Origin of the sequence: Actinomadura rayongensis, assembly GCF_009831215.1 — a bacterium.
In the GTDB taxonomy this organism is placed as follows: Bacteria; Actinomycetota; Actinomycetes; order Streptosporangiales; family Streptosporangiaceae; genus Spirillospora; species Spirillospora rayongensis.
Genome location: NZ_WUTW01000002.1, coordinates 1,143,880 through 1,164,746, shown reverse-complemented (window position 1 = coordinate 1,164,746; position 20,867 = coordinate 1,143,880). Strand labels below are relative to the sequence as shown.

Below are 20,867 nucleotides of genomic sequence, written 5' to 3'. Positions count from 1 at the left end.
GCTGACCCGTCCTGCGCGCCGGGACGACGAGAGCGCACGCGGCGCCACCCGGTTCGGGGTGGCGCCCCGTGCGCTCATCGCGTTTTCCGTACTCTCCGTGTTGGAACATCACTCAAGGTAATGATCCTGTCGCGAGGGGGAACGACCATGAAGCTCCGCCGCAGTCTCACCGGGACGGCGCTCGCCGCGCTCGCGCTGGCGGCCCCGCAGACCACGCTTCCGCGCGCGCTGGCGAAGGGCGTCGTGCCGTGCCACGGGGGCACCGGCGACGCCAGGGCGCTTGCGAAGGCGTTCCGCGCGGGCGGGGAGATCCATCTGGCGAAGGAGTGCGTGTACACCGTCAAGGCCCCGGCGGCGGCGCGGGCGGCGCTGCCGCGCGTCACGCGCGACACCGGGGTGGACGGCGCGGGCTCGGCCATCCAGTGGAGCGGTCCACGCGCGCTGCTGGACATCGCGCCCGACGCGAACGTCACGTTCACCGACGTCCGGCTGGAGAACACCTCGGGCGGCGCGCAGATCGCCGTCGGCAAGGGCGGGCACCTCATCATCGGCGGCGGGAGCCACTTCTTCGGCCTGAACGCCTGACGCTCCGGCGGCCGGGGTAGGGATCACGGAGCACGTCCGAGGAGGAACCGTGGCCCACTACCGCCGGGTCGGCGACGTACCGCCCAAACGCCACACGCAGCACCGGGACGCGTCCGGCACGCTGTACTACGAGGAGCTGATGGGCGAGGAGGGCTTCTCGTCCGACGCGTCGCTGCTCTACCACCGCTCCCTGCCGTCGGCGATCACGGACTCCCGCGTCTGGGAGGCGCCCGAGGCGAGGACGGTCCCGAACCATCCGCTGAAGCCGCGCCACCTCCGGCTGCACGACCTGTTCCCGGAGGCCGCGCACGCGCGGACCGACGTCGTCACCGGACGCCGTCTCGTGCTCGGCAACGCCGACGTGCGGCTGTCGTACGTCGCCGGGACGGCCCCGTCGCCGCTCTACCGCAACGCGACCGGCGACGAGGTCGTCTACGTCGAGTCCGGGACGGCGACGGTCGAGACGGTCTTCGGCGCGCTCCCGGCCGAGCAGGGCGACTACGTGGTGCTGCCCGCGTCCACCACGCACCGCTGGGTGCCGACGGGGGACCGGCCGCTGCGCGCGTACGTGATCGAGGCGTCCGGGCACATTGCGCCGCCGAAGCGGTACCTGTCGCGGTACGGCCAGTTCCTGGAGAGCGCGCCCTACTGCGAACGGGACCTGCACGCACCGAACGCCGTGGTCCAGCACGAGGGCGCGGACGTGGAGGTGCTCGTCAAGCACCGCACGTCCGCCGGCCTGGCGGGCACCCGCCTCACCTACGCCGCGCACCCGTTCGACGTGGTGGGCTGGGACGGCTGCCTCTATCCCTACACGTTCAACATCCGGGACTTCGAGCCGCTGACGGGCCGCGTCCACCAGCCGCCGCCCGTCCACCAGGTGTTCGAGGGGCCGAACTTCGTGGTGTGCAGTTTCGTGCCGCGCAAGGTGGACTACCACCCGCTGGCGATACCCGTCCCGTACTACCACTCGAACGTCGATTCGGACGAGGTCATGGTCTACGTCGGCGGTGACTACGAGGCGCGCAAGGGTTCGGGCATCGCGCAAGGCTCGCTGTCCCTGCACCCCGGAGGCCACCCCCACGGTCCGCAGCCCGGCGCCTACGAACGGGGCATCGGCGTTGAGTTCTTCGACGAATTGGCCGTCATGGTCGACACGTTCCGTCCGCTGGAGCTGGGCGAGGCGGCCACGGCGTGCGAGGACCCGTCCTATGCCTGGTCCTGGTCGCGGTAGGTCACTAGTCGGGATCGAGCGGGAGGTCCCACGGGAGGCTCCACGGCCCGTCCGGGTCGGCGGCGAGGTCGCGGACGACGTCCTCGTAACGACCCTGGTTGATCGGTTCGCGTCCCGCCCAGAGGTAGCGCGCCTGCAAGTAGCAGGCCGCCATGTCCCGCCACGACACGTACCGCTGCTGGACGGCCCGCGCCGAGGGCAGGATGCGCCTCCAGCAGTCCTCGGCGTCGAGCCAGCCGACCATGTGGCCCCAGCGGAGCACCATGAGGGCGCGTCCGGCGTCCCAGATCAGGTAGCGGCCCCGGTTGGCCTGGAAGGCGAGGTCGGCGTGCAGCTCCAGCCGGTCGGCCTCCACGTCGGCGAAGTCGGGACGGCCGAGCGCCTGCGTCAGGAACCAGTTCAGCTCGGCGGCGCCCGGCCCGGGCGGACGCTCCCCGGTCAGCAGCGGGACGAGATGCGGCAGCAGATCCACCGACGCCGACCCGTACCGCAGCTCCACGAGCCGCGCGAGCGGGCCGACGTCGTCGCCCACGTCCTCGCCGAGCCCGATGCGACGCGCGACGCGCAGCAGCCGGACGTACTCGTCCCGCTCGTCGTCGGCGAGCGCGGCGGCGACGGCGGCGCCCTCCTCGAACTCGGCGCGCATCCCGTGCCGGAGCAGGAAGCGGACCTGCTCGTCCAGGAGGTCGGCGTCGTAGGCGCCCCACACCTCGAACAGCATCCGCAGCGCGCCGATCCGGTCGTCCGGGGAGCCGCCGAGCCGGTCCACCGGGTAGCCGTTGATCGCCGCGAAGTGGGCGCAGAGGCCGAGCAGCCAGCGCTGCACCGGCGTCGGCGGGCCCTCGGGCGCCGTCCCGGCGTGCCACGGCGTGACCCGCGCCCGGTCCAGGCCGTGGACGACCGGCGCGTACACGTCCGGGTCGCCCGGGTCGAAGTGCTCCCGGACGAGTTCGGCGGGGTCGAGCGTGCGGGTCCGCTCGTCCAGGCCGGTGACGCGGAGGACGAAGGAACTCTGCGCGGGGCGTCCGGGGACGTCCTCCACGACCCACCGCGCGCCGTGCGACCGGATGAGGACGTCCGCGAGGTAGGCCGCGAGGGCGATCTGGAGGGCGACCCAGGGGTCCTCGTCCGCGTCGTCGTCGGGGAACTCCGCGATGTAGTCCTCCAGCGGTTCGAGCAGTGCCAGCGGACGCCGTTCGTAGGCGTCGTGGTCCATCCCGACCTCGTCGATCAGCCATGCGACGTGGGTCCACGCGTCCTCGGCGAAGTCCGAGAGCAGCGCGCGGGCCCGTACGACGTCCATGTCCTCGCTGATCACCTGGCACGCCTCCCGGAGAGTCGCGAAAGTCCGTAATGTTACCGTCCGGTGGCGCTGCGTCCAGGTGGGCGGTTTTCCGGCGCCGGACCGATCGGAGGTTCCCGGTGGACATCCCCGACGAGGTCGTGGACTGGCGGACCAAGGGCCTCTGGCTTCCGGGCGGCCCGGTCGCCGCGTCCGCGTTCGCCGCCGCCCGCCACCCCCTGTTCGGCGGCCCGTTCACCTGGCCGGTCCTGGTCGCGCGCCGCGCCGCGCTGGACCGCAACATCGCGACGCTCGCCGCGTTCGCCGACCGGCACGGCCTGGCGTTCGCGCCGCACGGCAAGACGACGATGGCGCCGTCGGTGTTCGCCGCGCAGCTCCGCGCGGGCGCGTGGGGCATCACGGCCGCCACCGCGAACCAGGTGCTCGCCTACCGGCGGTTCGGGGTGCCGCGCGTCCTGCTCGCCAACGAACTGCTGGACCCGACCGCGCTGCGCTGGCTCGCCGCCGAGATCGCCGACGGCTTCGACGTGCTGCTCTACGCCGACTCGCTGGACGGCGTCGCCGCGCTGGCGGACGCCGCCGGGCCGCGCCCGTTCCGCGTCCTGGTCGAGCTGGGCCACGCGGACGGGCGCACCGGCTGCCGGACCGTCGCCGAGCTGACGAAGGTGGCGCGGGCCGTCGTGGACGCGCCCGGCACCGAGCTGGCCGGCGTGTCCGGCTACGAGGGCATGTTCACCGACCCGGACGGCGCCGCCGCCTACCTGGACGCCCTCCGCGAGGCCACCTGCGCACTCGCCGGCCTGCTGCCGGACCACGTGATCGTCAGCGCGGGCGGCAGCGCCTACTTCGACCTGGTCGCGGACCGGCTCGGCGGCGACTGGCTGCCCGGGCACGACCTCACGGTCGTCCTGCGCAGCGGCGCGTACGTGTCGCACGACCACGGGCTGTATGTCGAGAAGACGCCGTTCAACCGCGTCCCCGGCTCGCTGGACGCGGCGCTGGAACTGTGGGCGCAGGTGACGTCCGTGCCCGAACCGGGCCTCGCGATCGTCGGGATGGGCAAGCGGGAGGCGCCCTACGACGCCGGGCTGCCCGTGCCGCTGCGCGTCCGCCGTCCGGACGGCACGGCCGAGCCCGCCGACGGCCTGCGCGTCACCGGCACGGCCGACCACCACGCGTTCGTGGCGGGCGACGGCGTCCGTCCGGGCGATCTGGTCTGCTTCGGGATCTCCCACCCGTGCACGGCGTTCGACAAGTGGCAGGTCATCCCGGTCGTGGACGACGCCTACACCGTCGTGGACCTCATCCGCACCTACTTCTGATCCGCGCGGTGGGCCGCCGCGGCGGCCTGCTCGGCGGTCAGCGGCCCGACCGGCAGCGGACGCGCGGCGGCGGCGCGCAGCCCGTCGAGCGTGAACGCCAGCCCGCGCCGCCAGGCGTCCGGCGCGGCGTGCCGGACGGCGGCGGCTTGCGCGGCGACCGCCTCGAAGACGAGCACGAGGTCGTGCGGGCTGAAGTCGGCGCGCAGCGACCCGTCCGCCCGCGCCGCCGCCGCGAACGCGTGGCCGCGCGCGAAGGATTCCGCGCAGACGGCCGCGAGCCGGGGCGTGTCGGCGAAGCGGCGGGTGACGACGTCGCCGAGCGCGGGGTCGTCGGCCATCAGCGCCCCGATGCCCTCCACGTACCGGACGAACCGGTCCCACGGCTCGGCGCCCTCCTCGGCGTGCCGGACGACGGCGTCGAGCTTGGCGGCGGCGACGTCCGGCACGACCGCGTCGATCAGCGCCTCGCGCGTCCCGAAGCGGTGGTAGAGCGTCCCGGTGCTCACCCCGGCGCGGCGGGCGATCTCCTCCAGCGGGCAGTCCAGGCCGCGTTCGGAGAACAGCTCGACCGCGGCGGCGGTGAGCTTGGCGACGCTGCGCTGCGCGTCCGCGCGCAGGCGCGGCTTGGCGGTCATCGGCCCCCCATAACTTGATGGTCGTCTCAAATTAGCTGCTACCGTCGAACTTGACGGTTCCATCAACTTACCGGGAGTCCCCCATGCCCAAGACCATCGCCGTGCTCGGCGCCGGACCCGGCCTCGGCGCCGCCACGGCCCGCCGGTTCGGCCGCGAGGGGTTCGACGTCGCGCTCGTCGGCCGCCGCCCCGAACCCCTCGGCGCCCTGGTCGAGATCCTGGACCAGGAGGGGATCCGCGCCGCCGCGTTCCCCGCCGACCTCGCCGAGCCCGCGGGCGTCCCCGCGCTCGTCGACGCGATCACCGGACGGCTCGGGCCCATCGACGTCGTGGAGTACGCCCCCATCGGCTCCGCCCCGCCGTTCGCCCCCGCCGCCGGGCTCGCCGCCGCGACGCTGCGCGGCCTCATGGACCTGCACCTCTACACGCCCGTCGAGGTCGCCCGCGCCGTCGTCCCGGGGATGGTCGCGCGCGGCGACGGCGCGTTCCTGCTGGCCCAGGGCGTGTCCGCGCTGGCCGGCGCGCCCGGCATGAGCGGCGTCGGGCCGGTCATGGCGGCGGCGCGCAACTGGATCCAGTCGCTGCACGCCGAACTCGCCGACCAGGGCGTCTACGCGGGGACGCTGACGATCGGCGCGTGGATCGAGGGCAGCGCCGCGCACCGGGCCGCGGCCGAGCACGGGCGCGGCGGGCCGGTCGTCGCACCGGAGGACCTGGCCGACCACTACTGGGACCTCTACACCAAGCGCGACCGGTCCGAACAGGTCGTCCCGGAACGCGGTTAGGCTCCCGGGCGGGCGGCGACGGAACGGTGAAACCGCTGGACATCCCCCGTCACCCGACGAAGGGTTGTCATTCGGTCACGCTGCGTGGCAAGATGGCGGAGCGCACGACCGTCGTCCGCCCCGGCCGTCCCCCGCCGGACGACGCCTCCCGAGGCCAGGAGTTCCGCATGACCGAGCCGCCCGCCCGCGACCCCGACGTGCTCACCACCGCCGAGCTGGCGGCCAGACTCGCCCTGTCCCCGCAGACGGTGCGGCGGATGGCCAACGCCGGTCAGCTCCCCGCGCTCAAGACCGGCAAGGACTTCCGCTACTCGTGGGAGGCCGTCCGGCAGTGCCTGCGCCGCCCCTGGGAGGACCCGGCGGCCTCGGACGCGCCGAAGAAGGGCGCGGGCGGCCAGGCCCAGCGCCGCGCCCGCGCGGGCGCCGCCCGCCACACCGAGTAGCGGCACGCCCGCCGGCGGTCCGGTCGGCGGCTAGGGGCGGGGCGCGCCGCAGGACGGGCAGTGGCGCGCGTCGGCGCGCAACGGCGCGGCGGCGCGGATGCCGTCCTCGCCGCAGGCGTGGCAGCGGGCGGCGCCGAGGTCGGGCGCGACGATGGCGGCGAGCCCGCCCGCGAGCGCGGCGCCGTCCAGGTGACGGCCGCGGCGGCGCGGCGGGGTGGACGGTGCGGTCATGGCGTTCCTCCTGCGGTTCGGCGGATTCCCAGTGCATCAAGACCGCCCGGACGGGGTCGACCGCGACATCCCCACCGGGCCGGTAGCGCGGCTACCGTGGGTACCCCCGGATGACCTGGGGGAACAACAGAAGATGAGTGCTGAGAGAGCCATCACGGGAGCCATGATCATGGGTCCCGGAACGCCCGGAGTCGCAAGGCCGTTCTAGCTCTCGAAGGCTCTCAACAGGCGGAAGGGCCGGACGCTGGAACGTCCGACCCTTCCTGACACACACCGCGTCGTGGAAGGACTGGTGGCGTCTGATGAGTACTCTACTCGTGAACGGCTACAAGGCCAGCATCTACCCGGAGGGCAAGGGCTTCACCGGCGTCCTTGATCTGGGGTTGAAGGCCGACGGCACGCGGAACCGTCCCAAGCGCAAGGGTCCCACTAAGGCCGTTGTGAAGGACAAGCTTGCGAAGCTTGCCAAAGACATTGATGACAAGGTCGCCACCGACCGATCGGTTACCGTTCTCCGGGTAGTCACCGAATACGTAGATGAACTGGAGCGCGGAGGGAAGGCGCCCCGGACGATCCGGAGTTACCGAAGTTTCGTCAAGACTCACGTATCGAAAATCGGTGCGATCAAAATTAAGGACCTTGAGCCTCTGCACGTGTCTGTGTGGCTTGTGGAGATGGCCACGCAGCTTTGCCCCGAATCCTTGCGCAAGGTTCACGCGCTACTGACGAAAGCGATCAATCGCGCCATCGTGTACCGGTACGTCAAGGAGAACGTGAGCCTTCCTGTCGCGCGTCCGCAGGGAACGAAAGATGGGTTGCGCGAAAGCAAGTCTTTCAGCGTGGCTCAGACGGACTCGATCCTCAAGACGTGCCTGTCTCCGCACCAGCGGTTCGGCGGGTATCTGGCGTTGGCGCTCACGTCCGGGCTTCGGATTGATGAGCTGAACGGACTGACGTGGGAATGGCTGGATCTGGACTCGGAAGAACCCACGGTTTATGTCGAGCGCGCTGCGCGAACCGATGGGAAGCTTAAGACGGAGAACAGCCGCCGAGGGCTGACGCTCGGCGGAGTTTCCGTTACCGCTCTCATGGATTGGCGGAAGGTCCAGCGCGCGGAGTTCGCCGCGCGCGGCCAAATCGTGTCAAAGGAAACGCCGGTGTTCACGCGCCCCGATGGAAGCGCCTACACCGCCTTGACCGCGCGGCATGAGTTTCGCGCCTTGATCGCTGCGGCCGGTATCGCCAACCCTGCCGAGTGGACGCTACGCGAGACGCGCACCACGTTCGTTTCTGTGATGAGCCATCACGGCATCGCGCGCGAGATTATCGCGGACATGTGCGGGCACACGCTCAAGACGCTTGAGCGTCATTACCGCAAGGTTCTCGCACCGGTTCACCAGCAGTCGGCAAGCGTGATCGACGCTGTGTTCGCTCAGGCTGCGCACGGCCTAGCGGCGTAGGCAGCGCACAGAAACGCCCCTGACGGTTCGTCAGGGGCGTTTCTGCGTCCTTCCACGACGGCTTAGGGAGTCTCACGCGGGACGCGCTGCGCGAGGCTCTGAGAGAGCGCTAGGCGCTGTCGCTGTCTGCACCGTCTTCCTGGCGCTTGAGGTAGGCGCGCAACTGGCCGTGCGTCACACGCCGTCCGCGCTCCCGGATACGGATGGAGCGGAGTTCACCCGTACGCAGCAGCGCGAAAACGGTATCCCTCGAAACGCCGAGAAGTTCGGCAACCTCCAAGACCGTGAAGACGCGGAGTTCGCTTGTCGCGTCGTCGGTGGGTTCGCCTGAAATGCTGTCTGGGTCGTGCCGGTCAGTCATGAATTCTCCCCGTGATGGTCGCAAAGTATCGGTCGGCGCGCTGCCAGGTTTTCTGCGGGCTTTCGTGGTGCGGACCGGATGAGACTTCCGCGAAAGTCATGGTGAGCATGAGCGGTCCGCGCGTGAGGACGTAAGAGACTTTTTCGCACGTTCCGCCTTTCGTGCATCCCAATGATTCGACCCGGCGAAAATACTTCCAGCCGAATTTTAGGGTCCCATTTTTGCCGGCCGCTGCCTTGCAATTTCTGGAAATCTGGTCGAAGTATGCGGCGGCTTTTTCGGTGGTCTCGAATTCAAGTGCGGACTGATAGAGGGAACGGCGCAAGTCGCTGCCCATTCCCCGAATGTAGTCGTTCCAGCGCTGGCCGAAGACCCGAAGTTCTCCGGCATGGACTCCGGTAGGCGCGTCGTCGGTCCATCCGCACAGCGCGTCAACTCGCGCGCTGTCGGTCTCGGCGCGGTAGTCCGGCAAGTCGCGTCGGGACACGTCGGCACGGGTGAGCATGAGACGCAGGACATCCCGCAGGCGTTGACCGTTCGCGGCGCATCCCGCGCCGTTGCCGACTGGCGCGCACGGCGCTGTGCTGCCCGTGGACGGCCGCACAGAGCTGGGGCCGGTCGGCAAGACGGGTGAGAACCGGCCGGGCGGCTGGTGACTCCCTCCGCACGCGGACGCCGCCAGGACGACCGCCAGGACGACCGCCGGGGCGAACGCGACCCCTAGGCGTCTACGTGGTGACATGGCTACTCCTTTTCCGGGTTGATCCGCTGGATTTCCGCGTGAATCGCAAATCCAATTGCCACCGCTTCAAGCGCAACGCGCACGGCCATAACGAAGACGATCCACCCGAGCGGAAGAAGCGTGACGAATGCCGCCGTTGCGACCGGTCCGAGCCACGAGCGAAAAGCGATGATGACGGCAAGAAGGATGCTGACCCACAGAGCCGCCGTAATGCGCGTCACGCGGTACAGGACTGAGACGATTGTCGGAGTCACGAAACGCTGAAACTGTGTTTCGGTGAGCGCGGCGGACAGGGAGTTACCTTTCATCGAAGACCTTCCATTTCTGTGCTTGGCGCACTGCGGCGAGTATGTGACCGGTAGCGGCGAACGACGCTATGCCGATCCAGAGCCATTCGGGAATCGTCGTTGCCCCAAGGAAGACAACAGCGGGGAACGTGCTCAACGGCAGGATGAACAGGATGGTTGAGATGTAGCGGCGGAAGGTGGGTCCGCGCAGCCACTCGAAAGCCGGTGAGACGAGCCACGTGAAAGCGCCGTAGTCCGGGTACTGAGCCGGACGCGCGAGCGCGAGGCCGATTTCAGCAGACGTTTGCGCGACCCATGCGGCCAGCGTTGCCGACAGGACGGGAACGATCGGGCGGTGCGGCGAGTCGAATGCGTCCGTGAAAATCGGGAACTGAACGGCCGCGAGTGCGGCGAGCGCATAGGTTACGGCCAGCGCCGCCGACCAACCGGCGACGATCGCAGCCGGAAAGCGTGTCATTGTTCGTCGTCCCGGAAAAGGTCGCGCGTTAGTCCGTCTACCGTCGCCAGACCTTGGGAGCAGATCACGAAAAGCCGGTCAGCAGGGGCCGGGAATTCGCGCGCCGCACGGGTGAGTGCTCCCGTGCGTCGATTGTCGGGAGTAGAGAAGAGGACACGCGGAATAACGCCGCCCGGACCGGTGGCGTCGGACTGCGCAATGCGCAGATAATTGCGCATCTTCTCTTGTAGGACAGGAACGCCTTCCGTGCCTCGATCGACCTCAATCCACCAGTGATCCGTGACCTGGTGATTGCGCCTGACAAGGGCCGCATAGGCGTCGGGCTTGACGACGTCACCGAGATCGGTGGTCCACCAGGATTCCGGCTCGGTTTGGAACTCCGCGACTGCGAACGGCAGTCTCCGGGACGACTCGATGAGCTGCACGTAAATTTCCGAAACGGCCAGAATATGCGAGTGCAGACGCGGTGAAACACGTCCTCCGATCACCTTCTTTTGCCTTTCCGGGATCCCGTGAATGGTCCGAATGAGCATCGAACCGGCCGGGTCAATCGCGTAAATCGCCGGACTGCTTCCGCCGAAGTTTCCCCCAACACGTCGCGGAAGAATGACGAGCGCACGGCTTTCCACAAGCCGGTGCATGACCCGCTTGCGCACCGTGAATCGGCTGGCCATGCCGGAGAAGTACAGTCGCTCGATTTGCGAACCGGTTACCAATCCGAGCCGGTAAACGGTTTCGAGAATCGACAAGTCACGGTCATTGAGCCGCATTTCAAGCCAGACCGCACGCTCAAATGTGTTCGATGGTGGAATCAACGTGTCCGTCCCTTCTGTTTGTTTTCAATTTCATTTACTTGGCGAATTCCCACAGGTCGGCAAAGTGGGAACATTGGGGGGCGGGAAGTGGAGGATGAGAGGCCGGGCCGGGTGAGGGTAAGAATTTCAGCAGGAGGGGAGGAGGAAGGAAGCGCTGTGACCTGGGGTGATGTGGCCGGTATCGTGTTGCCCGGAGGTATCACCCCAGGCCACGCCGACTGCGACACCGAACATTGCGCTTTTCTCGACCTAGCTCCCACGTCGTTTCTGATCAGTGGATCGGCCGATTCTTGTTTCCGGGACGACGCGGATGCGCGGCTTGACGCGCTCAGCGATTTCCGTTTCGACGTCCGCGCGGAGCGTCCCGAACCGCTGTGCGCTTTCGCGGATGAAGTCGCGTCCGTCTCTCAGCGGTTCGCCTAGAGGTCGCGTCCGCCCGGTCACGGGTGATGCCGTCCGCGCGTCAATACAAGGGCGCATGGCGATCTCGAATGCGTCCAGCGCTCCAAGGTCGTCTCGGGTCAATGGCGCAAAACGCGGCGCGAGCGTGGAAGCGTCGCGGTATTCCACCTGGAAAGTGACTTGGGTACGGACGGTTCCGAGTACCGCGTTTGTGACATCTGCGCTCAGTTGGTCTAGGTACTGGTAAGCCATGTTGACGCCCAGTCCGAGCCCGCGCGCTTGTGCGAGCATTTCGGCGAAATCGTCCGCTCTCCCGAAATGCATGAATTCCTGAAATTCATCAAGGTAGGCGAACGTTGCGCGTCGGCGGTCCGCTGGAACGGACGCCCGACTAAGCGTGATCTGCCACAGGGTCGAGACGAGAAGCGCACCGAGCAAATGCGCGGCGTCCGGCCCGATCCTGCCTTTCTGCAAAGGCACGAGAATGATGCGGTTGTCGCGGTACAGGGTGGACAGGTCAACGCCGTTGCTCTGTCCGAGCATCAGACGCAGCGCGGTGCGAGTGGAGATCGCCCGGATCTTGTTCATTGAGGGTCCGATGACTTGTGCCCGATCGGGCTCGCTCATCGCGTCGTATGCGGACCAGAATCCGCGCACGGCATCCGGAATCGGTTGCCGCAGGATGCTTCGGCGAAATTCGTCGTCGGTGAGCAGGGCCGGTATCTCAACGACCGTGAAAGCTCGTCCCCCGGGCGCTCTGGTGTACGCCAGCGTCAATAGGCAATTGCGCATGACGTCCGCTGTTCGCGGTCCCCACGAATCGCGCCACAAGGAAGCGAACACGTGAACAACTTGGTCCACCATGAGTTCCCGTGCGTGCTCATCAGATGTGTTAACGGAAAGCAGGTTGAAGCCGGTCGGATAGTTTAGCGCCGCAGCGTCGATCACCACGACATCATCAATTCTGTTGTCGGGAATCCGGGCCGCGATGTCCTCAATCAGGTCGGCTTTTGGGTCAATTACCAGCACCCCACGGCCGGCGTCGATATCCTGCAATATCAGATTGGCGAGAAGAACGGATTTGCCTGATCCGGTCGGCCCTTGAATCATGACGTGCCTTAGCCGGTCATCTGCCGTAAGCGCCAATGGCCGGGATTCCATCCCCGGATAGTTGCTGTCAGCGATGACGAGACCCGTCCGCCGCATTCGCGACGACGGCGGCAACTGGCGCGCGGACCCGACGCTGAGACCGGGGACGGTGAGTCCCTGTGTCGGCAACGCCAGCAGCGCCGCCGCTTCGGCCGCAGACAACAGCATCGGCCACCATGCGGACGTGACCGGAATCGCGCGGCGCGCAGCTCGCCGCGCGACTACTCGTGTCGGCAAGGCGCGTGTCCGTATGCGCGTCTCAGGGCCGCTCACAGCCGACAGGCCACCGAGGACACCCGCCAACAGCAGCGCCGCGCGTGAGCGGTGCGACGCGCGCACCGCAACCCGTCCGGCCGCGTCCAGCAACGGAAACCGGTTCTTCTCTGCAATGGCCTTAGCGATGTCGTCGGGCGCACCGCGCGCCACTTTCACGCGCCGGGTAGCCGAGACGACCCATTGCACGCAGATCAGTTCGTCGGACCCGAGTGGGTACATCGTTGCGAGCACGCCAGCGATAGCGCTTTCGCCGTGCCCGTAGTCGAGCGTCCGCCATCGTCTACTACTCCGGAGTTCACGCGCGCGGCGGAACCTTGGATATTCCAACCCTTCCGGATCTTCTTCAAGGCGAAGCCCTGGCATCGCTGCCGTCAGCCTCGTGATCATTGCTGGCGCTAGATGCGCCTGAATGAGTATGTGATGCGTGATGCCCCGAGCCGTTCCGCGTACTTCTACGACAACCGGCCACCGACCCGAAAGCGGACCGATCAAGTACAGGGCCGCCGTTACCGTCTCCACCGAGAGATCGGCGGGAAGCCGCATCCTGTAGGCGACCAAACCCGCACGCCACTTCCGGCGGTCCACCCAATCCCCTGTCACGACGATCACGGCGCACAAACCCGCGACTGCGAGCACAAAAATTGCCGATTCCTGGTAGGTCAACGTCGGCCGCCTAGTAACGGCGGCGGAATCCGACCGCCCAAAACACGATGACGAGAATGGCCGCACCGACTAGAGGGAGGACCGGGATCAGCCACTCGCTGACGAGGCGACCCACGTACGCGAGAACAGGGATTGCAATGAGGAACGCGAGGATTCGGCCCATCCACGGGCGTCGGTAGTACATGCGCATGTTGCGTCTCCCATCGGCTGGTGTTTCATCAATACCGATGGTGCGAGAACACGTCCGTTTGAGACAAGCCACATTTAAGGGCAGGCCGACGGGCGTCCCTCACGGCAGTCAGTTAGGAAGTTACCAAGTGAGGGAAAACGTGGCAGTTATTGGCATCGGTGCAGGTCAGCGGAAGATGATCTAGTATGGGTCGGGTACGAAAGTTTCCCACCGATGGCCCGCAAAGATGCAGGTCACCGGAAGACGCCGCGAACAGGGGGAGCCCTCAAGTCCGATGATCAGTGACGATCAGCCCGCCGACACGACACCGCCACCGAGTCGGGAACAGGTTCACGAGGCGCTACGCGCGACAGTCCGGCATGGCGCGCTCGCGGCGAACCTCACCGTCTTCACGCCTACCGTCATTGACCTTCTCGTACCGCCCAACGGGGACGAGGAATCAAATATGACACGAGCCGCTATAGCGGAAGACCTCATTCGCAAAGGGATAACAGCCGTTGAAGAACATGACGGCCCGGCGGTCGGAAGCGCTCTGCGTATCATGCTCGGACTCGCGTCCGGTACCGCAGTGCTTTCGGTCGAGGAACGCAGACGCCAAGCCGCACGCGCCATCGGTATACAGCCAGACACGTTCCGGCGGGACAACCACTCACGCCGGTACTTCCTCGAACTCGCCTTCGCGATTCACTCGCTTATCGAGAGCCGGTCGGCGGGCGCAAGATAGCGTACTGTCGGGCGAAAAGGCCGGGCGAAGGTCCCAAATGGGAACCCCGCCCTTCCCCGGTACACCGGACAGCAGAAACGCCCCCCATTCGTTTGAACAAGGGGCGCTCTGTAGGCGAAGCGGGTACCGCCGGTTCGGCTAGAGGTTCTTAACCGCTCCGATGAATTCCCGGAACTTCTGCCGAGGAAGGGGAACCTTCGGCCCGTCCGGGTTCTTGCTGTCGCGCACAAGGACGGTTTCGGCCGTGTTAGCGAGTTCGACGCATTCGCCTCCATTGCCAAGGCTTCTCTTGGCCTTTCGCCAAGTCAGTTCAATCAAGTCCATCGCTCTGCAATCACCTTCCGAATGAACTCCCGTGATTGGTCCACGGGAAGCGCGTTAGCCCTGAGTTCGATCAGGATTCCATGCAGGACCGTCAGATCGTGACGATCGTCTACAGTGAAGCCTCTTAGCGAGTTTTCCACGTAGGCGACTTGCCCGGCATCGTCCATTGTACCAACTACGAAACTGCTTCCGTTCCCCAGGTGGTCTCCGCTTGATCGAACAATCTGTACGGTGACATTGGGAAGGTCGCCGAGCGCAAGCAAGTGTTCCAGTTGCTCGCGCATAACTTCTACGTCGCCGACTTTCCGGTAAAGAACCTGTTCGTCTACGAGAAATACGACGTTGGGAGGTCGGGGGTCTTCCCGTGTGAGTACGGCTTGCCGTGCTAGTCGCTTTTCGATCTCCTTCGCGTCGCCCTTGAGCAGGACCGTCATGTACGCGCGTGTTTGCGCGAGTCCCGACAAGACGCTCAGTTGATAACTTTCAAGGATATCCGCGTGTTCTTCCGACTCCTGCCAGTCGAACCATACGCTAGCGGGATATCCGTCCTGCGAGAGGTTATCCCAGAGTCGGATGAGAGATCCGCTCGCGTTGAGGTATTTGTCTGCCTTCTCCACAAAATCCGGACTCGGGCGATGCCTGCCGTTTTCGATCTTGCTTACGGCAGACTCCGTGACGTTCGTTGCTGCTGCGAGAGCCGCTTGTTTGATTTTGAGTTTTTCGCGGAGTCCGCGCAGATGTTCACCGAAGGCTTTTTTTGCTGGTGTGGGTGCCGATCTGTCTCCGGAGCGCTTCCGGCGCAACTGATCTGCCACCTTGCCTACCTTTCGACTTGAGCCGACTTGCGTGGCCCTTGCGTGACTTGCGTGCAGTCCCTCAAGGATGACACATCTGGAGCGTTCGCGGCGCTCAAGCTGCGCACCGCTTCGGCAAGTGGCTTCATGGGTGGCACACGAACACCGACCAGGGCAGGAACCCCCGTGAAATCTGCGCCTCCACCCAAACCGGTCACACCCGCCGAGACGATCACGCTTCTGGTGCGCGCCGACCCACCGAAGGGAGCGCGAGACTCCGCCGTCACACTCTGCCGCCCTCGCAACTCCAGTGAGTACACGGCCGGTTGTGAGTCGCTTGGAGTCTCCGAACTGACGATTGGTCGGAGCGCATGACCGCGCGAACGCCGGAACAGGCAGGCGAATGGGGGCGCCTGCCGAACGCACGCCGAATGTATCTCGGAGGTCTCCGGACCGCGTTGAGCGACCCGTCCCTGTCCGTGAAGACGGTTGATCACCGAGGGTTGGTGTACTTGGAAGTCACCAACGTCAAGCGAGGTTTCGCGGTAGAGGTCTGCGCGGACTTCATCGGCGGTCAGTGGACGTTTATCCGACGCGAGAACGGCTCAGCTATCGGACGCGTATCGGATTACGTGGGAACCGTGCGTGCAATTCGGATTATCCTCGGGTTCGGGTGACGCTCCCATTCACTCCGCACGGCGGAAGGTCAACCCTCCGGGGTCGCGATCACCGCCGAAGATAGGACACACGGCATGAAGAGATCGAGTCTTCCCCCGCACATCGGCCGATACTTCGCTGCCAAGGACGACCAGCAACGCAGTGCCAAGGCCACGTCATCGGAACTCCAAGAAAGCCGGTGGTGCAAGCCCCGCCTTTCCCGCGACGGCACGTGGTCGTGCAGACTGCGCGCACCGCTCACCTACGCCCAAGAGAAGGCGGGCCTTCTGTATTTCGTGATCGCAGCGACGCACGAGGAACTTGCGCGTCTCATGCAGCACGAGGACGAGCGCGCCGCACGTTTCAAACTTCCCGCCTACCGCCACCGGGACACCTGCTGATGAGCACATACGAGCGAATCCCCAACCTTGGTCACGCCTTAGACCTGGTCGGAGCCGCCTATCAAGAAGCCATGCGAAACGCGGGACTACTGGAAGGAATGATCACAAAAGTCAATGCCCTTGCCATTGACCAACTACGCAAAATTTACACCGACGTAGAGCGCGAACCGGGCTACACGATCATGGTCAGCAGCAAGACCGTACATCTATCCGGACTGCGATCGGTGACCGGCACGAAGGGACGGACGTGCAACGCGATGACTCGCGCATGGCAGTCCTTCACCCCTGTCACGACTCACATCGACCTCAAAGAGGCGATCGAAGCAATGCGCGCCGCCGCGAAAAAGTGGGATCTGTACGTCTGCCACCACTGCCAGCGTGCGACCGCATGGCAATGGAAACCCGCCGATTGAACCCCTCCGGCCGGACGGTTGCCACTGTCCCGTGTGGCCCGACGAAGCAAGTCCCGTCCGGCCGGAGGTAACCACGGGCTCCCCGGACCAACAGGGACAGTCCGGGGAGCGCTCACAAGGCGACACACGCTGAGAGTGCAAGCCCTGTGAGCACAGACCCCCCGGGGGATCAAGCCTCCCCTTTCTCTCCCCGGGGGGTCTGCCCACTGTCCGACGCGAGCGGACAGCGGGAGCCACCACAGGGAGCCAACCCCAGCATCCCCGCCCCTACGGCTCCCCACTTCATGAGGTGGCTACACGGCATCCGCGCAGGTCAGCTACCCTCCGTCTGACTCCGTCAGATTCGATGCGCAATCCCCTTGCTACCGGGCCGTCAAAATCGTCCGCATAAGGTGGCGACGATGATCCTCCGAGCGGTGGTGCCCGTCCTTCTCGCCCTGGCGGCGGTCTTCGCGGCCGTCCTGGCGCGGCACGGCCAGCCGTTCGGCGTGGACCGCGCGCTGCACGACTGGTGCGTCGCGCACCGTCCTGGCGCGGTGCGGGACGCGGCCGTCGTGGTGACGTCCACCGGCGTCGGCGTCGTCCCGTACGCGGTGGCGGCCGGGGCGGGGATGCTCGTCTATCGCCGCGTGCGCGGTGCCGTCGGCGCGGCGCTGTTCCTGCTGGTCGTGGCGGTCGTCCGGCGGGTGCTGGCGGACGCGATCGAGCGCCCGCGCCCGTCGGCCGCCGACTGGGCCGTCCACGCTGGCGGCTTCGCCTTTCCGTCCGGCCACACCACGACCGCCGCGACGGCGGCCGGGCTCCTGGTCTGGGCCGCCTGCGCGCAGCTGCGCGGCCCGCGCCGGACGATCGTCGTCGCCGCCGCCGTGACCTGGGCCGTCGCGGTCGGCGTCACGCGGATCTGGCTGGGCGTCCACTGGCCGTCGGACGTCGTCGGCGGCTGGCTGCTCGCGGCCGGGGCGGTCGCCGTGACGGCCGCGGCGCTCCGCCGACCCGGAGCCCCGCGGTGAGACACCCATGTCAAACTGTTCTTCTACGGATGGGTAGAAGGCCGTTTGTGCGGGGGTGCTCGATGGCCAACGGCGGTGCGCGGCGTGCGGCGGGCACGCTCGAATCGAAGATCATGGCCGTCCTGCACCGGGCGGGCGTGCCGCTCACGACGAGCGCGGTCCAGGCGCGGCTCGGCGAGGAGCTGGCGTACACGACGGTCGTCACGATCCTGACCCGGCTGCACGCCAAGGGCCTGCTCGTGCGCGCGAAAGAGGGCCGCGCGTACAGCTACGCGCCGATCAGCGACGAACCGGGCCTCGCCGCCCGCCGGATGCGCGCGGTGATGGACGGCCGCCCCGACCGCGCGGCCGTCCTCGCCCGCTTCGTCGACTCGCTCACCGACCAGGACGAGCGGCTGCTGCGCGATCTCCTCGAAGGCGCGTGACGTGGACCTGGACGGCTGCCTGCCGCTCGCGGTGCCCGTCGTCGTGGGCCTGGCCGCCCGTCCGCTGTCGAGCCTGCTCCCGCCGCGCACCGCGACCTGGCTGCTCACCGCGACCGGCGCGCTCCTCGCCCTCACCGGCACGGCGACGCTCGCGCTGTTCGCGCTCGCCGGAGCGCTGCGGCTGCCGCTGATCGCCGCGCTCGCCGACCTGTCCCAGCGCGTCCTGCACCGCGACGACCCGACGAGCCCGCCGGTCGCGGCCGTCGCGGGCGCGCTGACGGTCGCGGCGCTCGTCGCGGCCACCCGGACGGCCGTCCGGGAGGTCCGGGCGCTGCGGGCCGCCGCGCGGACGGCCCGCGACCTGCCCGGCGACGGCCTCGTGTCCGTGGTCGAGGACGCGGGCGTCGAGGCGTTCGCGCTGCCCGGCCGTCCGGGACGCATCGTCGTGTCGACCGGGATGCTGGCGCTGCTCACCGAGCCCGAGCGGCGCGTCCTGCTCGCTCACGAGCGCGCCCACCTGGCCGGGGGTCACCATCTGTTCCGCGCGGTCGTCCGGGTGGCGAGCGCCGCGAACCCGGCATTGTGGCCGCTTCGGGCGGCGGTGACGTACACGACCGAGCGGTGGGCGGACGAGCGCGCCGCCGCGACCGCGGGCGACCGGCGCCGCGCCGCCCGCGCGATCGGCAAGGCCGCGCTGGCCGCCGCGCGCGACCCCGGACGGGTCGTGCTCGGCATCGGCGCGCCGCCGCTGTGCCGCCGGTCCCGGACGCGTCCCGGCCCGGTGCCGCGCCGGGTCGCCGCGCTGCTCGCCCCGCCGCCGCCCCACCGGCACGGGCTCGTCGCGGCGGTGGCGCTGCTGGCGGTGCTCGCGGTGACGGGCGTCCAGGACCGGGCGAGCGATCTGCACCAGGTCATTCACCGGGCACGGCAGGGGACTGCCCAGTCGCGCGGATAATCTACTACAATTTTTGTAGTAGATCGGGGGTCGGTCGTGTCAATCCGGAAATGGCGCCGTCTCGTCCTGCGCACGCTCCTGCGCGCGCTTCTGGCCGTCGCCGAGCCCGCGCTGCGCGCGCTCCTGTGGCCCGCGAACCTCTGGCGCGCGCGGCGGGCGCCCGAACCGTCCCGGCGTGTCGTGTTCCTGGTGCAGCACGCGTACGGCCAGGGCGGGACGATCCGGACCGTGCTGAACTGCGCGGGCTCGCTCGCCGATCGGTACGACGTCGCGGTCGTCGGCCTGGTCCGCACCCGCCGCACGCCCGCGTTCCCGCTGCCGGACGGCGTCGCGGTGTCCTGCCTGGACGACCGCGTCGAACCGCCGTCCGGGCTCGTCCGCAAGGTCCTGTCCCGGGTGCCGAGCGTGCTGGTGCCGCGCGGCGAGGCGTCCCGCAAGCACTGCTCGCTCTGGACGGACCTGCTGCTCCTGCGCTTCCTGCGGTCGCTGCGCGGCGGCGTGCTGATCACGACGCGGCCCAGCCTGAACCTGGCGGCGGCGGCGTTCGCGCCGCCCGGCGTCCGGACGATCGGGCAGGAGCACATGAACCTCGGGCGGCACCGCGCGGACGTCCGCGCCCGGATCGCGCGCCGGTACGGACGCCTCGACACCGTCGTCACGCTCACCCCGACCGATCTCGCGAGCTACGAACGCGAACTGCCGCAGGTGCGGGAACTGCGCTGCATCCCGAACGCGGTGCCGCCGCTGGACGGCCCGCCCGCCGACCCGCACGCCAAGGTCGTCGTCGCCGCCGGACGGCTCGTCCCGCAGAAGGGCTTCGACCTGCTGCTGGCCGCCTGGGAGCGCGCCGCCGACGGGCGTCCCGGCTGGGAGCTGCGCGTGTTCGGCGCGGGCCGGCTGGAGGACGCCCTGCGCGCCGACATCGCGGCGCGCGGCCTGACCGGCAGCGCGTTCCTCATGGGCCGCACCGCCGCGATGGGCGAGGAGCTGGCGCGCGCGTCGGTGTACGCGCTCAGCTCACGGTTCGAGGGGATGCCGCTGGTCCTCATCGAGGCGATGAGCAAGGGCCTCGCGGTCGTCGCGTTCGACTGCCCGACCGGGCCGCGCGAGGTCATGACCGACGGCGACGACGGGCTGCTCGTCCCGGCCAAGGACGTCGCCGCGTTCGCGTCCGCGCTGGGCCGCCTCATGGACGACGCCGACCTGCGGATCCGCCTTGGCCGCCGCGCGGTGGAGACCGTCACGCGGTACGCGCCGTCGATCGTCGCGGACCAGTGGGCCGCGCTGCTGGACGATCAGCCCCGCTCGTCGTCCTGACCGAGCAGGCGCAGCAGCAGGCGCTCGTCGGCGGGGGACAGCTCGTCCACGAACCGGGCGAGCACGCGGGCGCGCTCGTCCTCCTCGCCGAGCAGGTGCCGCATCTGCGCGGCGCGGCGGGACGCGTCGTCGCGCAGGAACGAGTAGGCGTAGGCGCGTCCGGCCCGCACGCGCCGCACCGAGCCCTTCTCGTGCAGCCGGACGAGGACGGTCATCACCGTCGTGTACGCGGGGGCCCTGCGCAGGCGCTCCACGACGTCGCGGGGGGTGAGCGGAGCGTCCGCCGCGCTCAGCACCGCGAGGACCTCGGCCTCCAGATCGCCCTTGCCGCGGCGGCCACCTGCGGGTGTGGGCACGTCTCGATCCCCTCCATCGCGCGCCGCCTGGGACGACGGACATCGTTGCCCATTCTATGTACTACTCAGTTGTAGTAGGAGGGTCGGGGGCGGACCGCTCACCCCTGACAGCGCCCCGGCGTGCGGGAAC

At 68.2% G+C, this 20,867-nt stretch carries 25 protein-coding genes; 13 read left to right on the top strand and 12 right to left on the bottom strand.

The features are described 5' to 3' along the window. Positions 1–147: 147 nt before the first annotated feature. Both GQ466_RS14725 and GQ466_RS14720 read left to right on the top strand, forming a co-directional pair. The gene (locus tag GQ466_RS14725) at positions 148–585 is read left to right on the top strand and encodes a hypothetical protein (RefSeq protein ID WP_161103406.1); all 438 of its coding nucleotides are present in this window, start codon (positions 148–150) and stop codon (positions 583–585) included. Between the two features lie 49 nt (positions 586–634). Further along, positions 635–1,819: a homogentisate 1,2-dioxygenase gene (locus tag GQ466_RS14720; protein WP_161103405.1), complete on the top strand. Its 1,185-nt coding sequence runs from the start codon at positions 635–637 to the stop codon at positions 1,817–1,819. A 4-nt stretch (positions 1,820–1,823) separates the two neighbouring features. Here GQ466_RS14720 and GQ466_RS14715 read toward each other — a convergent pair whose 3' ends face one another. Beyond that, complete coding sequence (locus GQ466_RS14715) at positions 1,824–3,137, bottom strand: DUF1266 domain-containing protein (protein WP_161103404.1); 1,314 nt, start codon at positions 3,135–3,137, stop codon at positions 1,824–1,826. A gap of 104 nt (positions 3,138–3,241) precedes the next feature. Here GQ466_RS14715 and GQ466_RS14710 point away from each other — a divergent pair, with 104 nt between their 5' ends. Next, on the top strand, positions 3,242–4,444 hold the full coding sequence (locus GQ466_RS14710; RefSeq protein ID WP_378186600.1) for a type III PLP-dependent enzyme domain-containing protein: 1,203 nt from the start codon (positions 3,242–3,244) through the stop codon (positions 4,442–4,444). On the opposite strand, the gene GQ466_RS14705 is transcribed toward GQ466_RS14710, so the two are convergent. Further along, a complete protein-coding gene (locus tag GQ466_RS14705; protein WP_161103402.1) occupies positions 4,435–5,079 on the bottom strand; it encodes a TetR/AcrR family transcriptional regulator in 645 nt (214 codons plus the stop codon). The two genes, GQ466_RS14710 and GQ466_RS14705, sit on opposite strands and share 10 nt — an antisense overlap. 83 nt (positions 5,080–5,162) lie before the next feature. Between GQ466_RS14705 and GQ466_RS14700 the strand changes: the two genes are divergently transcribed. Together GQ466_RS14700 and GQ466_RS14695 are read left to right on the top strand one after the other, a co-directional pair. After that, positions 5,163–5,864, top strand: a complete 702-nt coding sequence (locus GQ466_RS14700; protein ID WP_161103401.1) for an SDR family NAD(P)-dependent oxidoreductase — start codon at positions 5,163–5,165, stop codon at positions 5,862–5,864. Positions 5,865–5,956: 92 nt separating this feature from the next. Further along, entirely contained in the window at positions 5,957–6,307 is a 351-nt protein-coding gene (locus tag GQ466_RS14695) for a helix-turn-helix domain-containing protein (RefSeq protein ID WP_161103400.1), read from the top strand. 30 nt (positions 6,308–6,337) lie between these two features. On the opposite strand, the gene GQ466_RS14690 is transcribed toward GQ466_RS14695, so the two are convergent. After that, a complete protein-coding gene (locus GQ466_RS14690) occupies positions 6,338–6,538 on the bottom strand; it encodes a hypothetical protein (protein WP_161103399.1) in 201 nt (66 codons plus the stop codon). A 317-nt stretch (positions 6,539–6,855) separates the two neighbouring features. On the opposite strand from GQ466_RS14690, the gene GQ466_RS14685 reads away from it, so the two are divergent. Further along, positions 6,856–7,998 carry a tyrosine-type recombinase/integrase gene (locus GQ466_RS14685; protein WP_161103398.1) on the top strand — a complete coding sequence of 381 codons (1,143 nt, stop codon included), beginning with the start codon at positions 6,856–6,858 and terminating at the stop codon, positions 7,996–7,998. A gap of 109 nt (positions 7,999–8,107) precedes the next feature. Here GQ466_RS14685 and GQ466_RS14680 read toward each other — a convergent pair whose 3' ends face one another. The 6 genes from GQ466_RS14680 to GQ466_RS14655 all read right to left on the bottom strand — a co-directional run bounded on the left by GQ466_RS14680 (position 8,108) and on the right by GQ466_RS14655 (position 13,171). Beyond that, positions 8,108–8,359: a helix-turn-helix domain-containing protein gene (locus GQ466_RS14680; RefSeq protein WP_161103397.1), complete on the bottom strand. Its 252-nt coding sequence runs from the start codon at positions 8,357–8,359 to the stop codon at positions 8,108–8,110. After that, complete coding sequence (locus GQ466_RS14675) at positions 8,352–8,864, bottom strand: hypothetical protein (protein WP_161103396.1); 513 nt, start codon at positions 8,862–8,864, stop codon at positions 8,352–8,354. Before GQ466_RS14675 ends, GQ466_RS14680 begins: the two co-directional genes overlap by 8 nt. A gap of 239 nt (positions 8,865–9,103) precedes the next feature. Further along, positions 9,104–9,409 (bottom strand): DUF4282 domain-containing protein, encoded by a 306-nt coding sequence (locus GQ466_RS14670; RefSeq protein ID WP_161103395.1) that lies wholly within the window; start codon positions 9,407–9,409, stop codon positions 9,104–9,106. Further along, complete coding sequence (locus GQ466_RS14665; protein WP_161103394.1) at positions 9,399–9,866, bottom strand: hypothetical protein; 468 nt, start codon at positions 9,864–9,866, stop codon at positions 9,399–9,401. Before GQ466_RS14665 ends, GQ466_RS14670 begins: the two co-directional genes overlap by 11 nt. Then, entirely contained in the window at positions 9,863–10,615 is a 753-nt protein-coding gene (locus GQ466_RS14660) for a replication-relaxation family protein (protein ID WP_161103393.1), read from the bottom strand. Before GQ466_RS14660 ends, GQ466_RS14665 begins: the two co-directional genes overlap by 4 nt. Positions 10,616–10,930: 315 nt before the next feature. Continuing rightward, entirely contained in the window at positions 10,931–13,171 is a 2,241-nt protein-coding gene (locus tag GQ466_RS14655) for a type IV secretory system conjugative DNA transfer family protein (protein WP_161103392.1), read from the bottom strand. A 464-nt stretch (positions 13,172–13,635) separates the two neighbouring features. On the opposite strand from GQ466_RS14655, the gene GQ466_RS14650 reads away from it, so the two are divergent. Continuing rightward, a complete protein-coding gene (locus GQ466_RS14650; RefSeq protein ID WP_161103391.1) occupies positions 13,636–14,085 on the top strand; it encodes a hypothetical protein in 450 nt (149 codons plus the stop codon). Between the two features lie 138 nt (positions 14,086–14,223). On the opposite strand, the gene GQ466_RS14645 is transcribed toward GQ466_RS14650, so the two are convergent. Together GQ466_RS14645 and GQ466_RS14640 are read right to left on the bottom strand one after the other, a co-directional pair. Continuing rightward, on the bottom strand, positions 14,224–14,409 hold the full coding sequence (locus GQ466_RS14645; RefSeq protein ID WP_161103390.1) for a DUF397 domain-containing protein: 186 nt from the start codon (positions 14,407–14,409) through the stop codon (positions 14,224–14,226). Beyond that, positions 14,400–15,224 (bottom strand): helix-turn-helix domain-containing protein, encoded by an 825-nt coding sequence (locus GQ466_RS14640; RefSeq protein WP_161103389.1) that lies wholly within the window; start codon positions 15,222–15,224, stop codon positions 14,400–14,402. The genes GQ466_RS14645 and GQ466_RS14640 overlap by 10 nt, the downstream gene beginning before the upstream one ends. A 731-nt stretch (positions 15,225–15,955) precedes the next feature. Between GQ466_RS14640 and GQ466_RS14635 the strand changes: the two genes are divergently transcribed. The 6 genes from GQ466_RS14635 to GQ466_RS32775 all read left to right on the top strand — a co-directional run bounded on the left by GQ466_RS14635 (position 15,956) and on the right by GQ466_RS32775 (position 20,381). Continuing rightward, a complete protein-coding gene (locus tag GQ466_RS14635; RefSeq protein WP_202420431.1) occupies positions 15,956–16,261 on the top strand; it encodes a hypothetical protein in 306 nt (101 codons plus the stop codon). Continuing rightward, positions 16,261–16,674: a hypothetical protein gene (locus GQ466_RS14630; RefSeq protein ID WP_161103388.1), complete on the top strand. Its 414-nt coding sequence runs from the start codon at positions 16,261–16,263 to the stop codon at positions 16,672–16,674. The genes GQ466_RS14635 and GQ466_RS14630 overlap by 1 nt, the downstream gene beginning before the upstream one ends. Positions 16,675–17,075: 401 nt before the next feature. After that, positions 17,076–17,684: a phosphatase PAP2 family protein gene (locus GQ466_RS14625; protein WP_161103387.1), complete on the top strand. Its 609-nt coding sequence runs from the start codon at positions 17,076–17,078 to the stop codon at positions 17,682–17,684. 62 nt (positions 17,685–17,746) lie between these two features. Continuing rightward, positions 17,747–18,109: a BlaI/MecI/CopY family transcriptional regulator gene (locus GQ466_RS14620; protein ID WP_161103386.1), complete on the top strand. Its 363-nt coding sequence runs from the start codon at positions 17,747–17,749 to the stop codon at positions 18,107–18,109. 1 nt (position 18,110) lies between these two features. Continuing rightward, positions 18,111–19,064: a M48 family metalloprotease gene (locus tag GQ466_RS14615; RefSeq protein WP_161103385.1), complete on the top strand. Its 954-nt coding sequence runs from the start codon at positions 18,111–18,113 to the stop codon at positions 19,062–19,064. Positions 19,065–19,100: 36 nt separating this feature from the next. Next, entirely contained in the window at positions 19,101–20,381 is a 1,281-nt protein-coding gene (locus GQ466_RS32775) for a glycosyltransferase (protein ID WP_161103384.1), read from the top strand. Here the strand turns inward: GQ466_RS32775 and GQ466_RS14605 are convergent. Further along, entirely contained in the window at positions 20,360–20,737 is a 378-nt protein-coding gene (locus GQ466_RS14605; protein WP_161103383.1) for a BlaI/MecI/CopY family transcriptional regulator, read from the bottom strand. The two genes, GQ466_RS32775 and GQ466_RS14605, sit on opposite strands and share 22 nt — an antisense overlap. Positions 20,738–20,867 lie beyond the last annotated feature (130 nt).

What these genes read in the sequence shown, in the direction of transcription:
- GQ466_RS14695 (WP_161103400.1), top strand. Translation starts at nt 5,957, where the DNA reads ATGGCGGAGCGCACGACCGTCGTCCGCCCCGGCCGTCCCCCGCCGGAC.
- GQ466_RS14665 (WP_161103394.1), bottom strand. Translation starts at nt 9,866, where the DNA reads ATGACACGCTTTCCGGCTGCGATCGTCGCCGGTTGGTCGGCGGCGCTG.
- GQ466_RS14700 (WP_161103401.1), top strand. Translation starts at nt 5,163, where the DNA reads ATGCCCAAGACCATCGCCGTGCTCGGCGCCGGACCCGGCCTCGGCGCC.
- GQ466_RS14625 (WP_161103387.1), top strand. Translation starts at nt 17,076, where the DNA reads ATGATCCTCCGAGCGGTGGTGCCCGTCCTTCTCGCCCTGGCGGCGGTC.
- GQ466_RS14705 (WP_161103402.1), bottom strand. Translation starts at nt 5,079, where the DNA reads ATGACCGCCAAGCCGCGCCTGCGCGCGGACGCGCAGCGCAGCGTCGCC.
- GQ466_RS14635 (WP_202420431.1), top strand. Translation starts at nt 15,956, where the DNA reads ATGAAGAGATCGAGTCTTCCCCCGCACATCGGCCGATACTTCGCTGCC.
- GQ466_RS14675 (WP_161103396.1), bottom strand. Translation starts at nt 8,864, where the DNA reads ATGCTCACCCGTGCCGACGTGTCCCGACGCGACTTGCCGGACTACCGC.
- GQ466_RS14690 (WP_161103399.1), bottom strand. Translation starts at nt 6,538, where the DNA reads ATGACCGCACCGTCCACCCCGCCGCGCCGCCGCGGCCGTCACCTGGAC.
- GQ466_RS14725 (WP_161103406.1), top strand. Translation starts at nt 148, where the DNA reads ATGAAGCTCCGCCGCAGTCTCACCGGGACGGCGCTCGCCGCGCTCGCG.
- GQ466_RS14680 (WP_161103397.1), bottom strand. Translation starts at nt 8,359, where the DNA reads ATGACTGACCGGCACGACCCAGACAGCATTTCAGGCGAACCCACCGAC.
- GQ466_RS14630 (WP_161103388.1), top strand. Translation starts at nt 16,261, where the DNA reads ATGAGCACATACGAGCGAATCCCCAACCTTGGTCACGCCTTAGACCTG.
- GQ466_RS14620 (WP_161103386.1), top strand. Translation starts at nt 17,747, where the DNA reads ATGGCCAACGGCGGTGCGCGGCGTGCGGCGGGCACGCTCGAATCGAAG.
- GQ466_RS14650 (WP_161103391.1), top strand. Translation starts at nt 13,636, where the DNA reads ATGATCAGTGACGATCAGCCCGCCGACACGACACCGCCACCGAGTCGG.
- GQ466_RS14670 (WP_161103395.1), bottom strand. Translation starts at nt 9,409, where the DNA reads ATGAAAGGTAACTCCCTGTCCGCCGCGCTCACCGAAACACAGTTTCAG.
- GQ466_RS14645 (WP_161103390.1), bottom strand. Translation starts at nt 14,409, where the DNA reads ATGGACTTGATTGAACTGACTTGGCGAAAGGCCAAGAGAAGCCTTGGC.